Annotated in this window: 13 protein-coding genes and 6 tRNA genes; 5 read left to right on the top strand and 14 right to left on the bottom strand. The window is 41.3% G+C overall.

Going from position 1 to position 13,627, the window contains the following annotated elements; all coding sequences use genetic code 11:
* Positions 1-44: 44 nt before the first annotated feature.
* From rocF to O2S85_RS01055, 11 genes are all read right to left on the bottom strand, one after another.
* Positions 45-944, bottom strand: a complete 900-nt coding sequence (gene rocF, locus O2S85_RS01105) for an arginase (RefSeq protein WP_269410949.1) — start codon at positions 942-944, stop codon at positions 45-47.
* A gap of 443 nt (positions 945-1,387) precedes the next feature.
* The gene (locus O2S85_RS01100) at positions 1,388-2,488 is read right to left on the bottom strand and encodes a phosphomevalonate kinase (protein ID WP_269410948.1); all 1,101 of its coding nucleotides are present in this window, start codon (positions 2,486-2,488) and stop codon (positions 1,388-1,390) included.
* Positions 2,489-2,667: 179 nt separating this feature from the next.
* The gene (gene mvaD / locus O2S85_RS01095; RefSeq protein WP_269410947.1) at positions 2,668-3,645 is read right to left on the bottom strand and encodes a diphosphomevalonate decarboxylase; all 978 of its coding nucleotides are present in this window, start codon (positions 3,643-3,645) and stop codon (positions 2,668-2,670) included.
* A gap of 17 nt (positions 3,646-3,662) precedes the next feature.
* A complete protein-coding gene (gene mvk / locus O2S85_RS01090; RefSeq protein ID WP_269410946.1) occupies positions 3,663-4,625 on the bottom strand; it encodes a mevalonate kinase in 963 nt (320 codons plus the stop codon).
* A complete protein-coding gene (locus tag O2S85_RS01085; RefSeq protein ID WP_269410945.1) occupies positions 4,622-5,911 on the bottom strand; it encodes a hydroxymethylglutaryl-CoA reductase, degradative in 1,290 nt (429 codons plus the stop codon). The genes mvk and O2S85_RS01085 overlap by 4 nt, the downstream gene beginning before the upstream one ends.
* 251 nt (positions 5,912-6,162) lie before the next feature.
* A tRNA-Lys gene (locus tag O2S85_RS01080) sits at positions 6,163-6,235 on the bottom strand.
* A 105-nt stretch (positions 6,236-6,340) separates the two neighbouring features.
* Positions 6,341-6,415, bottom strand: a tRNA-Gln gene (locus O2S85_RS01075).
* A gap of 12 nt (positions 6,416-6,427) precedes the next feature.
* Positions 6,428-6,512 (bottom strand) — tRNA-Tyr (locus tag O2S85_RS01070).
* Between the two features lie 42 nt (positions 6,513-6,554).
* Positions 6,555-6,627, bottom strand: a tRNA-Thr gene (locus O2S85_RS01065).
* A gap of 134 nt (positions 6,628-6,761) precedes the next feature.
* A tRNA-Val gene (locus tag O2S85_RS01060) sits at positions 6,762-6,837 on the bottom strand.
* Between the two features lie 6 nt (positions 6,838-6,843).
* Positions 6,844-6,918, bottom strand: a tRNA-Glu gene (locus tag O2S85_RS01055).
* A 272-nt stretch (positions 6,919-7,190) separates the two neighbouring features.
* Here O2S85_RS01055 and O2S85_RS01050 point away from each other — a divergent pair.
* Together O2S85_RS01050 and fabI are read left to right on the top strand one after the other, a co-directional pair.
* Positions 7,191-8,906: an IS1634 family transposase gene (locus O2S85_RS01050; protein ID WP_269410944.1), complete on the top strand. Its 1,716-nt coding sequence runs from the start codon at positions 7,191-7,193 to the stop codon at positions 8,904-8,906.
* Positions 8,907-9,198: 292 nt separating this feature from the next.
* Positions 9,199-9,975, top strand: a complete 777-nt coding sequence (gene fabI, locus O2S85_RS01045; protein WP_269410943.1) for an enoyl-ACP reductase FabI — start codon at positions 9,199-9,201, stop codon at positions 9,973-9,975.
* Between the two features lie 53 nt (positions 9,976-10,028).
* On the opposite strand, the gene O2S85_RS01040 is transcribed toward fabI, so the two are convergent.
* On the bottom strand, positions 10,029-10,673 hold the full coding sequence (locus O2S85_RS01040) for a hypothetical protein (protein WP_269412417.1): 645 nt from the start codon (positions 10,671-10,673) through the stop codon (positions 10,029-10,031).
* Between the two features lie 292 nt (positions 10,674-10,965).
* A complete protein-coding gene (locus O2S85_RS01035) occupies positions 10,966-11,109 on the bottom strand; it encodes a hypothetical protein (RefSeq protein WP_269410942.1) in 144 nt (47 codons plus the stop codon).
* A 531-nt stretch (positions 11,110-11,640) separates the two neighbouring features.
* Here O2S85_RS01035 and O2S85_RS01030 point away from each other — a divergent pair.
* The 3 genes from O2S85_RS01030 to O2S85_RS01020 are packed head-to-tail and all read left to right on the top strand — an operon-like array spanning position 11,641 to position 13,038.
* The gene (locus tag O2S85_RS01030; protein WP_269410941.1) at positions 11,641-12,036 is read left to right on the top strand and encodes a hypothetical protein; all 396 of its coding nucleotides are present in this window, start codon (positions 11,641-11,643) and stop codon (positions 12,034-12,036) included.
* A 31-nt stretch (positions 12,037-12,067) separates the two neighbouring features.
* Complete coding sequence (locus O2S85_RS01025) at positions 12,068-12,418, top strand: hypothetical protein (RefSeq protein WP_269410940.1); 351 nt, start codon at positions 12,068-12,070, stop codon at positions 12,416-12,418.
* Between the two features lie 11 nt (positions 12,419-12,429).
* Positions 12,430-13,038, top strand: a complete 609-nt coding sequence (locus O2S85_RS01020; RefSeq protein ID WP_269410939.1) for a hypothetical protein — start codon at positions 12,430-12,432, stop codon at positions 13,036-13,038.
* A gap of 75 nt (positions 13,039-13,113) precedes the next feature.
* On the opposite strand, the gene O2S85_RS01015 is transcribed toward O2S85_RS01020, so the two are convergent.
* Positions 13,114-13,626 carry a helix-turn-helix domain-containing protein gene (locus tag O2S85_RS01015; RefSeq protein ID WP_269410938.1) on the bottom strand — a complete coding sequence of 171 codons (513 nt, stop codon included), beginning with the start codon at positions 13,624-13,626 and terminating at the stop codon, positions 13,114-13,116.
* Position 13,627 lies beyond the last annotated feature (1 nt).

The following is a 13,627-nucleotide window of genomic DNA, read 5'->3' as shown; positions in this document are numbered from 1 at the left end:
AAGACATTGAAGCTCACGAGTGAAATTCAATGTCTTTTTCATTGCTATTTTAATTTTTCACCAAATAGAGATCCCATTAATCCAACTGCCTGTGTTGCGGTTTTATTTTTGTCATCTAAGATTGGATTGACTTCAACAAATTCGGCTGATGTCAGAATATCCGCTTCAGCAAGCATTTCCATAGCCAAATGACTCTCGCGATAACTTAGCCCGCCAAGCACCGGTGTTCCTACACCAGGTGCTTCCGATGGATCCAATCCATCCAAATCAAGACTAAGATGAACACCATCACAATGCTTTAAGTAATCAACCGTTTCCCGCATCACACTAGTCATTCCCATCCGATCAATTTCATGCATGGTAAACACCTTAATCCCTTTGTCTTTAATCAGTTCACGTTCTCCCGGATCCAGTGAACGTGCACCAATAATAACGACATTTTCCGGTTTCACTTTTGGCTGGTAGTCCAACATGTTCGTTAACCTTTCATGGCCAATTCCCATGCTAACGGCTAGTGGCATTCCGTGAATGTTGCCTGACGGTGATGTGTCCCCGGAGTTCAAATCACCATGCGCATCATACCAGATCACCCCAAGATTGTTGTAGTGCTTGGCGATTCCGGATAAGCTGCCAATGGCAATACTATGATCCCCACCGAAAATTAGCGGAAAGCGGTTTTTATTAATCTCCTCATTTACCAATTGTGCTAATGTTTCGTTCGCTTCGGCAACTTGTGGTAAATTTCTTAAGTTTCCTTCCCGCTCATCCGACTGCTGGTCTGGACGATTGATAGAAATATCTCCCAAATCATCAACGTGGTATTGTAAACGCTGTAATCTTTCTATAGCACCAGCATAGCGCATCGCACTCGGCCCCATATCAACACCCCGTCTGCTTTGTCCCAGATCCATCGGTACCCCAATAATCGACATATCTTTTAACATATTCCCAACCCCCTTGTATATGTATATTTTAGCGAAAAAGGGGAACATGACTCAACTCAACATTTTTTTGTATATTCATACATAATAAGGTTCAGGCGATTGTTAGGATAGACACACGATTGATTGAATGTTACTACACAATCAATTCCGGAATGTTAATATCAACCGAAACGCAGCTAACATCGACCGAATTTATCTAATATCAACCAGGGTTGGGCGTGTATCGACCGAGGCAGTGCTTTTATCGACCATACACATGCTAATATCAACCTGATAGGCTTAACTATCAACCAGAACAAAGGAAATATCGACCCCGGCAATGCAACAATCAATTGCAATCAGCCGAAGTCCGGTTAATATCTACCCATGACAGCCCATGTCTTTACCCAGTCACAAAAAAATCAGGTACCATCCTATTTGGATAATACCTGTTTACTGTTTATCTATTCTACCATGGTTGCCCCAAAAAGGTTAGGACTGATGGTCAACGGTTTGATTCCAACATCCTGCCAGGCCTTCATTAATCGATTGGCCATTTGCAGGTTTGGCATGAACGCGATTCCGCAATCACCACCGCCAGCACCAGATGGTTTTCCGACTCCTCCATATTGTTCCGCTAAATCACACAACGTTTTTAACAAAGGGGTTTCTACTTCAACCCCAGCATTTTTCCCGACCGTTGCCAGCGCATTTCGATTGTCCGCAACCCCCTTGAATAATAAACCCTTATCACTCTTTTCCACACCTTCCAAAAAGGTGGTCACCGCTTGTTTACTATCTAGTAAAAATTGCTGATAAAGTTCTGGATGATGGTTGTTGAGCTCACGGATTCTTGGGATTAACCTTGACGTAGATGCGGGATTGCCTGTCCAGCCAATACAAATGTAAATATCTTTAGGGAGTTGAATTGGATTCACAGAAAAATAAGGCCATTCCATCTTTAGTAACTCCATGATCGAATGAGCCTGCTGGTAAGATTGTAGCAACCATTCTGCCTGGAATGAACTGTATTGAAGGAAACCGCCATAGGAAGATGCGGCAACATCAGCGCCTGAACCACTTCCTTGCGTTTTCACATGTGCAATTGCTGCCAGTTTAAACACCAATTCCGCTGTAGGTTTTTCATTTAAATGCATATGTAGGATTGAGGCGATAACGGATGTTACAACAGCTGCACTGGAGCCAAGCCCATATTTCACTCCCGAGGCATCATCTAATTCACTTTTTATCGTTAAATGAAAATGGCTTAGCCTGATTTCATTTTCTACTAAATATGTAAGCACCACAGTCATCGCATCTTCTACAAACCGAAGCCGGTCATCCTGCGCACGAATGTCAAGCTTATTCGCATGATAGTCCCACTCCAGGTCGGTCAATGCAAAATCGAGTAGTGACAGCCGATTGTTATTTTGTTCTGTAATAGTTGCATAAACATAGCGGTCAACTGCCATTACTACTAACTGATGATACGGCTCAAGGACAGCAAATTCACCTGCAACCATTAGTTTTCCTGGTACTTGAATGGTCATGGATGTGTTCGACAATTTTTTCAACTCCTATATGAATCAGGAACTTACAGGCTGTTATATCTATACCATTTGCTTTACCTAAGGCACAAAACGCCAAAAAATATATTCGCATCGCGGGCGTTTTTTCAAACCTACCCCCGCCTACTCATTTTTATCACGCATTAACCGGCTGTAATACCCCCACCTGTTTCACTTTATAGATAGGTGATTCCCTGTCCTGGGCGACTTAAGGTAACATCTTGTACACCAGGAATTTGGTGAAGCGCCTTTTCTACAATTGCCTCATCATCCGGTAAATAGAGCACCTTTACGTTGGGACCGGCATCAATCGTAAAAAACACGGGGACACCACGTTCTCGCATTGCCTGAACCTCTCGCATGACCCGAACTGTTGCATCATTCCAATACATAACCGGTGGTGCAGCCCCAAGCATTGTAGCATGCATCTTCAGACAATTTGCCTCAGCGATACTGCCAACCTTTTCAAAATCATGATGTTCTATTCCGTCCTTTATCTGTTCCAAATCATGAGGGATACTATCCATCCAGCCCGGATAAAACGGAGAAGTTGCTACTGTACGCTTCATCCCTTCCCGGCTGGATATTTTCTTTGCCGTTTCCGTTAAAACAACAGCAGCGACCCTTACATCCCACTGATCCGCGGCTTGTACCTGAACAGCATAGGAATCGGAACCATCCGTTTTCGTTCCTTTTACCCATTCCACGAATCCACCGTGAATGGATCGGCATGCAGAACCTGATCCTTGTCTGGTTATCCTGGATAGATCCTCGTCACTCATTGGAACATCAAGTGCTTTGATCGCTGCTGCCGCCAATGCCGCAAATCCTGAAGCAGAGGAGGCAAACCCGGCCGCAGTGGGAACATGATTAATGGAGTGCACTTCAGCATTTAAATTCGTTACCGCTGTTTCGTTTCGGATGTGATCGAGAAACGCTGCAACCCGTTGATATTGACTCCCCGTAACAGCCTGCTCATTTAGAAAAAACGTATCCTGTGAAAGTTCTTCCCGAAAAGCTACCGTTGTTGTTGTATAAAACCCGTCAAGTGTTAAGGAAAGGCTGTTATTCATCGGTAAAATTAACGAATCGTCCCGCTTTCCCCAATATTTAATAAGGGCAATATTTGTATGTGCTTTAGCTGTTGCTTTCATCGATATCCCCATTTCACTTAGATCTGCCGCCGTAATACAAAAGGCCAAACTGCGTGTGCACCAATTCTTTTCAGCTTCTCGGTCAGATGGATGGAGTGTGCTTCATTTCGTGCCAGCGCAATGATACAACCGCCATTTCCACCACCAGTTAGTTTTGCCCCCAGTGCTCCCTCTTTTCGGGCTATATAAATCAGCCTGTTTAATCCCGCATCACTAACACCAAGCGCTTCCAGTTCCTTTTGTGCTTCATTCAACGTTTTCCCCAAGATGTGTTTACTCGCCTTTTCCAGCGCACGTCTTGCCTGATGTGTGATTTCACCTATCCGGTCAAGGCTTGCCTGAATTCGCTTTGGTGCGGATTTGAATAAGTTTGCAACCGATTCAACCGCAGACTTCGTATCACCCATTCGACCAGAGTCAGCAACGACAAAATGGAAGTCCGCTTTTGGCTGAATAAAGTCAAATGGTCTGTCTTTTTCATACCAGACCGGTGATCCGGATGTAATTGTCAATGTATCAATTCCGCTAGGTGCGCCATGTGCATAAGTTTCCGAAATATTAGCAAGGTTAAGCAGTTCCTCTTCCGTGTAGGGTTCATCTGCATAGGCAAACAATGACCGGATTACTGCAATAGCCACCGAAGCACTCGACCCTAGTCCCTTGCCAGGTGGTATGGAAGATTTGATGCGAATTAATAGATCCTTACATGGCAGTCCCAATTCCCTTAACGCCGCATGGACACAGTTAACAATCCCATCCATTTGATTCGGCGCTAAATCAATTGGCCCATGGTAGATGGCACTATCCAATTTAACTGCTCCTGGGACGTGTTCAACAATGGACTCCACGCCAACTAGCGGAAATGGAATGGCAATGGCAGGTTGCCCATGTACAACCGCATGCTCACCAATTAAAATCAGTTTACTATGAGCTAATCCTATAGCTGTTTGTTCTGAAGTTGTTGCCTTTTCTGCACTCATTTTATATATTCTTCCACCAATTCTTTAGCTTTTCCAACACGGATTTCCTTTGCTTCAATCAATTGTTCCGCAATAATATCGATCATCTCCCCAGTAGCACCTGCTGCCATAGCAACCGACCGAGAATGTAATGCCATATGACCTTTCTGGATGCCTTCCGTTGCCAAAGCCTTTAATGCGCCAAGGTTTTGTGCCAGTCCTACAGCAACAATGACTTGTGCCAGCTCCTTGGCAGAAGATACATCCAATATGTTATGAGCGACCTGAGCCATCGGATGCACACGAATAGATCCGCCAACAGTTCCAACCGACATCGGTAACTCCAATTCCCCCACCAGGTTTCCCTGATTATCAACGGACCAGGTTGTCATCGAATCATATTTTCCATGACGTGATGCATAGGCATGGGCAGCAGCCTCTACCGCACGCCAATCATTACCGGTTGCGATAACCACCGGGTCAATGCCATTCATGACCCCTTTATTATGGGTGACCGCCCGGTATGGGTCAGAGGCAGCGAACTTATATGCATGAACAACACCATCACGCACTTCTTCCCCGGTAAAGCCATCCTTTCTTAACAATTCAGGTGGGATGACACATATCGCCTTTGCCAGGCATCGGTCGGCATAATTGGAAAGAATACGCAAATATACTTTCCCATTTGTTAATTTTTCCATGGTTGGTGCTAATGATTCCACCATCGTGTTGATAATGTTGGCTCCCATGGCATCGCATGTATTTATGTATACATGCACCACTAACATCTTCCCGTAATCCGATTCTGCATCATCATTTAACAGTCGAACTTCCAGATCCTCGGCACCGCCACCCCTAGCAACCAAACTTGGGTATGCCGCATTCGCATCATTGATCAGTGCATTCTTCTCTGCAATAATGGCCTCTTTGGCAGCATTAAAATCCGGACAGCCGATAATCTGAATTTGCCCGATCATGACACGTTCAGTAGCGTTTGTTTTAAACCCGCCGGCTTCCCGGACAATTTTAGCAATATGACTGGCCGACGCCACAACAGATGGTTCTTCAATCGCCATTGGAACGACATAATCCCTTCCATTTATTAAAAAGTTCAAACCCATCCCTAATGGTAAGGAATAAGTACCAACAACATTTTCAATCATCTTATTTGCCGTCTCTAGTGGCAATGATTGAGCACTCTCCAAATGATCCAATTCCCCATCCTGCAGTTGTAAATTTGATGCTAACCATTCACGTCGCTTTTCCACCGCCATATTATAAAACCCAGGGATTCTAGAAGTCCTCATTCCACTCATCCTTTTGCAAAAAAGATCATATCTATATTTGTGTCTGTTTCAAGTACGTTTTATTCAAAAAATAGCTCTCTCTATTATGTAAAAAAATAGTCTAAAATGCAAATAAACAAGGTTGTCATTTTACAGAACGACCTTGTTTACTTCATTTTACTATGGTTGCTAGTTTTTGGCTAGGATTTCTTGTATAACGGAAAATAAAACGTAAAAATTTCCGATTCATTCAGCTTCCGCCTTTGTTCTAGTGAGCCATGGAGGATTCGAACCTCCGACCCTCTGATTAAAAGTCAGATGCTCTACCGACTGAGCTAATGGCTCATTGATCGCATCATAAGTTCTGATTTTAGAGCATATTCAAAATGGGGAAGGATAAACCACCTATTGAACATTCCCTTTTATGTAATTCATTTGCAAACATAATATTGGCTGGGCTACCAGGATTCGAACCTGGGAATGACGGGATCAAAACCCGCTGCCTTACCGCTTGGCTATAGCCCAACAATATGATCATGGTGGAGGGGGGCAGATTCGAACTGCCGAACCCAAAGGGAGCGGATTTACAGTCCGCCGCGTTTAGCCACTTCGCTACCCCTCCGTATTGTTAACAGCTTTACAAATATTATACATAAAAAAATGATGCCGGCCAGAGGACTTGAACCCCCAACCTACTGATTACAAGTCAGTTGCTCTACCAATTGAGCTAGGCCGGCTTGTAGCAGTTGTTCAAAAGGTCCGGTAAAAATGACACTCCTTTTGAACATACGCTTCATATGTACAAAAATCACTATCTAAGTATGTGTACCAATTGGAATGTTTATTCATTCCAGTTGACACAACGTACGAATGGTGGAGGATGCAGGGCTCGAACCTGCGACCCCCTGCTTGTAAGGCAGATGCTCTCCCAGCTGAGCTAATCCTCCCCAAAATGGTGACCCGTACGGGATTCGAACCCGTGTTACCGCCGTGAAAGGGCGGTGTCTTAACCACTTGACCAACGGGCCTTGCCGATTATGTATGTCGCAATTAAAAACTATGTCGTATACCAACGAATTTTATTATATACAGATTGCTTGATTTTGTAAAGGGTATTTTCACTTTTTATCATTTTTTAGCCGGGTGATAAATTCGGGAGTTTGACACCTAAAAACTTAAAAAATGGACAAAAGCCTTGATGCGGCTTTATTTTTTTGTCAATTTTTCCTTTTTATTATTTCGTAACATTTCGTAATATGGTATAATGTAGATAACTAAAGCTGGTTTAAGGAGCGATTATGTGCGCATTAAAGTCAGTCGTTCTAAAAATTCTACATCTTATTTTGTGATTAAGGATATTTATCGAAACAATAAAAGAACAACCAAAGTTGTTGAATCCTTGGGAAATCACGAAGAAATTTTAAAAAAACATCCTGGCATAGATCCCTACACCTGGGCAAAAGAATATGCCAAAAAATTAACACTAGAAGAAAAAGAAAATAATCACAAAATCATTGCGAAATACAATCCCGACAAGCAAATTGAGCGAGATAAACAAACGCTCTTCAATACTGGTTATCTTTTTTTACAATCTATTTATCACGAGCTGAAACTGGATAAAGTTTGTCAGGAGATCTCACAAAAATATGAATTTGAATATGATCTCAACGAGATTCTCACGCGTCTTCTCTATTTGCGCGTTCTGCATCCCACTTCTAAAAAAGGCACATTTGAACACGCAAAGGATTTACTAGAACCCGCACATTTTCAGACACATCAAATATATCGGGCCCTCAACGTCCTCGAAGAACAATCAGATTTTATTGAGGAAAAAGTTTATAAAAATAGCTTGAATGTCGTCGGGCGGAACACACAGGTTCTTTATTATGACTGCACTAATTTTTTCTTTGAGATTGAAGAAGAAGATAGCCTGAGGGAATATGGCGTTTCGAAAGAAAATCGCCCGAATCCAATCGTTCAAATGGGATTATTTATGGATGGATCTGGCCTCCCACTCGCTTTCAGTATGAACCCCGGGAGTGCCAATGAACAACCAACGTTGAAGCCCTTGGAAAAACGCATTTTAAAAGACTTTAATCTTTCCAAGTTTGTTGTATGCACGGACGCTGGTCTTTCTTCGAATGGTAACCGGATATACAACACCTATGGAGAACGTGCATTTGTGACCACACAATCGATTAAAAAACTAAAGAAATTTCTTAAGGAGTGGGCTTTAGATCCAGAAGGATGGCGAATACCTGGGAGTAATAAAAAAATAAACTTGAATGATATCCGTCAGCTCGAAAATGACAAAAGAACCTATTATAAAGAGCGATGGATAAAAGAAAATGATTTGGAACAAAAGTTAATTGTCACCTATTCACCTGTTTATGAACGATATCAATCATCCATTCGGGAGAAACAAATTGAGCGAGCGATCAAAAAAATAGAGAAGCCCGGCTCTTTGAATAAACCGCATCAAAATGATCCGAAAAGGTTCATAAAATCCACCCATGTGACGGATGATGGGGAAATTGCGGATAAAACCCAAGTGGTTTTGAATCAAGAACAAATAGAGAAGGAATCGATGTATGATGGGTTTTATGCGGTATGTACCAATCTGGAATCTCCCATTGAGGAAGTGATCAAAATTAACCAGGGGAGATGGGAAATTGAAGAGACATTCCGCATATTAAAAAGTGAATTCCGGACTCGACCTGTTTATTTACAAAGAGAATCCCGCATAAAAGCACATTTTCTGACATGCTTTCTGTCCCTATTGATGTATCGTATTTTGGAAAAAAAGGTAGATGAACGTTTTACTTGCCCTGAACTAGTCAGTACATTGAGGAATATGAACATGCGTGAGTTAGATGGTGAAGGATACATACCAGCATTTACTCGAACAGAAATTACGGATGCATTGCATGATGCATTTGGCTTTAGGACTGACTTCGAAATAGTAACCCAAAAAAACATGAAAAAAATTTTAAAACAAACCAAAAAAGGAAAATAGTACGCAGTTTTAGGCTCTAAAAAAACCGCCAAAAGTGTTGATTTTACAGCACTTGAGGCGGTTTTAGGTGTCAAAGATGAGTATACAGATTGCTTGATTTTGTAAAGGGTATTTTCACTTTTTATCATTTTTTAGCCGGGTGATAAATTGCTTAGGGTCTATGGTTTCTTTCAATATTAGTTTTGGGTTATACTATCTACAGATCTAATCGAAGTGTTCAGTAATCGATGAATATAAAATATTGATTTTTCAATAATTGCTTTGAACACTTGCTTATATTGGAGGTAAACAAATGACTGAGTTGTTAAAAGGGAAAAATATTGTTGTCATGGGCGTCGCAAATCAACGCAGTATCGCCTGGGGAATCACCAAGTCCTTACATAATGCCGGGGCAAATTTAATATTTACCAATCGGCAGGAACGTTCCCGTAAGAAATTGGAAAAACTGCTAGAAGAAAATGAAATAACAGCAAAGCTAATCGTTTCATGTGATGTAGCCAGTGATGAGAGCATCCAATCCGCTTTCCAGGAGATTAAAGAAAACGTTGGTGTCATTCACGGATTGGTGCACTCGGTTGCATTTGCCAATAAGGAAGAATTAAAAGGAGAGTATGCAGACACATCCCGGGACGGATTCCTGTTAGCCCAAGAGATAAGTGCCTACTCCCTGGTAGCTGTCACAAAGGCAGCCAAGGAATTAATGACTGAAGGCGGCAGTATTGTTACCCAAACTTATCTTGGTTCAGAACGGGTCATCAAGAATTACAATGTCATGGGTGTTGCCAAAGCCTCATTGGAAGCAAGTGTCCGCTATTTGGCCGAGGATGTTGGTAAATATGGTATTCGTGTTAACGCTGTTTCTGCAGGACCGATTCGCACGTTATCCGCAAAAGGCGTATCCGGATTTAATGAAAAGACGTCTTTCATTACAGAGAAAGCTCCCTTGCGCCGTAATATTGATCAAGACCAAGTTGGCGATGCGACTTTATTCTTTATGAGTGACTTGTCCAGAGGTGTTACAGGCGAAGTCATGCATGTGGACTCGGGATATCATATTATTGGAGAGTAAAATGACTTAAGACGCTTACCTGAATAAGCGTCTTAATTTGTTTCAAAACTTTTTTATTTTTTAGGTTTTGATGGAAAAATGGTATAGGACCAGGACCATATAAAGTCAACAATAAAAACTATCCCCCAAAGCATCCCTATGGAATAGATTGCTTCGTTCGGATATGGAGATTCCTCATAAGTACCTGCTTCAATCCAGGAAAGATCACGTATATATCCAAACAATTCCTCCAAGTTTGCGGTACCGTACATCCAAAACACCAATTGCACAACAACAAACACTACTAGATGTACAGTGGAAGACCAACGATACTTTCTTGCCACATACTTCGGATCCTTACTTCTTTCTATAACTTGATAGTCTTTTTCGGTTAAAAGTTCCTCCCCACGCCAATCCCCGACTTTCTTCCGCATCCAGCGATCCAATTTCTTAAAGTCTATAACGCCAAATGTACATGCATAAATCACAAAAATAGTAATGACTATCTGAAAGGTTGAGATTTCCCCGGTTATCCGATAAATCAAGATTGCCAGTAATGCTTCTAAAGCTAAGAATACAAGAAAAGCAACGATAAAAAGTAAGCTTAGCTTTTTCTTATTCATTACATATCGGACAACACCGAACAGTAAAAGTGACACCATAGACAACACTTCTGCGGTAATGAATATTTCCCATTGGAATTTAAGCATGAGCTCCATCAACTACGTCCACTCCCTCCCCTACTTACCGATCATCAATTTCAATTTTAGCCATGAGTTAAGATCAGGGTATCCGGTCAATGAAAGCGACAAATGTGATTCCATTAACCCTTCTCTTAATACTTCCCAGGCCTTTTCAAAAACATCTATTACGTTTTGTTCGATCGGATAAAAGCCAGCCTTCTCCGACTTCTCCGTTGATTTCTGAATCTTACTTACGATTCATTTGTACCATTCAACCGCTGTCTCACTTCTTTAATTTCTTCAATGTCTAAACCAGCAATATCAGCAATTAATTGATCCGACATCCCTTTTTGATCATATTTTTAACTATCATTTTCTTTCCTTGTTTAAATCCTTCTTCCCGATACGAATTCGGCAATTCAAGTACTCGATCCGCTTCATGTTCAGGCAGTTTATCGATTTCCTTTCGCATTTGCTCCTCTTCCTCCCTCTATATAATTAAAATAGGTTTCGAAAAATCCATAGATAAGCTCCGTTTTTGCTGGGGCTAACTCCATTCCGCTTAGCATACGCAGGAATTCTATCTGAATTTTAACTCTATAATACCATGGAGGCTAAACCTTTCAACTCATCATCATATCAAGTTGAACCTTTTATCAATCGTTCAGCGCTTCTGAAAAACTTGGAAGAATCCCCTTTTATCCGGATAACGTTGTTTGACTGTTGGAGTGCCTTCCAATTCACCCTTTTTACTGGACAAAAAACAATATGTCAAAGGTACCTCCAATTAATTCAAATTTCTTCATTACAGAATTGCTTTAAGAGTCATTTTCCCTCCATATTTAAAATAACTGGACAGTGAAGAGTTCAAATAAGAAAACGCAGGAAAAATAACCCTTTCTGGCGAATATATCTAATAACCTAACTTACCGGAAAGGAGATTAGATCGCTGAAAGGGTTATATTAAATAGTTTACCCTATTTTCAGGCGATTGACCATACCTATGTTAAAATATATTGATTCTATCCCATGTGCATTTCGTACCTGCTTTTCCAGAAAAGCCACCTACAAATGGTTTATTATTGTCATTATCGGCTTGATGCGTGCCCTTTCATTGCCTGCCCGATGCTATGAAAAACTCAACCAATTTTTCCGTTCCGATGCATGGTCTTTAGAATCCATTCGTATGGCATGGCTTCAAATCATTCAACGTACTGCTCCTCTTGTTCGCTACAATGGAAAAGTGGTGCTTGTAGGCGATGGTGTGAAACAGTCCAAAGAAGCCCGGCGGATGCCTGCTGTCAAAAAGCTTCACCAGGAATCCGAGAATAACTCCAAAGCCACGTTTCGGACATTTGTTTGGTCTGTCGGCATTCTAATGGGAACACCACAGAAATAGTTTTGTCTGCCTTTGTTTATCAACCTGCAAGATGGTGTTAAAGCGATTTTTGGTTGGAATAAACAGGAAAGATACATCTCGGCAAGAATCCCATGTGGTGCAGATGATTGAACAAGGATTTATCACAGCGAAAACATTTGGAAAAGCACTATTGCTGCTGGATCGCTATTTCCTGTCTGTTCCTACCCTAAAGCGGTTAAACGAACTCCATCAATCCGAAGACACGCAGATGCACCTTGTTACCAAAGCCAAGAAGAGTGCCGTAACGTATGAGCAACCTCCTGCGAAAAAGAAGGGACGGGGAACGCCCACGAAAAAAGGGGAAAGATATCAAACTGATGACGCTGTTTTCCACCCGGGCAGATCAGTTTCAATCTGCTAAAGTAACCATCTATGGCAAGGAAGAAACGGTTCAATATCTCTGTCTTGATTTGTTGTGGGGACAGGGATTATATCAAGAACTGCGCTTTGTTCGTTCAATATGGAGAGCGGTCAGCCATTTTGGTAAGCACCGACCAAACGCTTGCAGCTATAGATATCATCCAGTTATATGGACATCGCTTCAAAATCGAATCTGCTTTCCGAGAAATGAAACAGGTCATCGATGGTTTCGGTTATCATTTCTGGAGTAAATCGATGCCAAAGCTGAACCGTTATTTAAAAAAGGGCGAAGCGCACCCGTTAGAGCAGATTACGGACACAAAAGATAAAGAAAACATCCAGTTGGCCATCAAAGCCATCGAAGGATACGTGATGTGCAGCTGTATCGCCATGGGGCTGTTACAGCTGATCTCGATTCATTATTCCCATCGTGTCCCTGGTCTGCTCTTTCGTTACTTGCGGACACCCTCCAAAGCAGTCGTCTCCGAAGCTACGGTGAAGGCTTATTTGCAGCGATCTATTTTTTACCTGTTTGCCCAAAATCCGCATTTATCCATAACGCAAATAATTCAATGTAAGCAGGAAACACCTGATTTTGAGGACGATTCACTGGCTTCTTAGTGTTCAGAACTTTTTATTGTCCAGTAATCTTTACTAAAGGAAAATTTATCATTATTGTCCTACCACAACCTGTTTTCAGGGTATAATAACTAACGAGATTGTTCGCTCTTTACTATTATCATTTTGTTTTTCATCATAATATTTATTAAATAATGCATTAAGTTCTGACTGGAAATCTTCAAATTTAGATTCATCTAAATGTAACTTCGCAATGGAGAAAGTAGATTGATCCTTTTTTTCCTTTATGATTTCGTGGTAACTTTTGTAGGATTGCAGAATGTACATGAAATAGAAAGTTACAAAATTCACCTTTTCATCATAGCTTGCTTGGTTCCATTCTTCTTCATCAATTTTATACGTCTCTGTGTTTATTGCATAAAATTTTTCTTCTCCTGATCGTGTTTTTCTTGTGTTTACAACCTTTACCAATCCATCTTCATACATCGAATTCATATGTCTATACAATGTAGCCTGTGGCACATCTTCTAATAAATCGTTTAATTGCATGATGGATAATCCCCCTTCTTTATCAATTAGTTCTAATGCTATTTTAAAACGTATCTGATTTTTAAATAATTTAAATTCCATA

The sequence above is a fragment of the Lentibacillus daqui genome, assembly GCF_027186265.1.
Taxonomy (GTDB): Bacteria; Bacillota; Bacilli; order Bacillales; family Amphibacillaceae; genus Lentibacillus_C; species Lentibacillus_C daqui.
The sequence above is the reverse complement of the archived record's forward strand: the minus strand, read 5'-3'. Positions and strand labels throughout refer to the sequence as shown.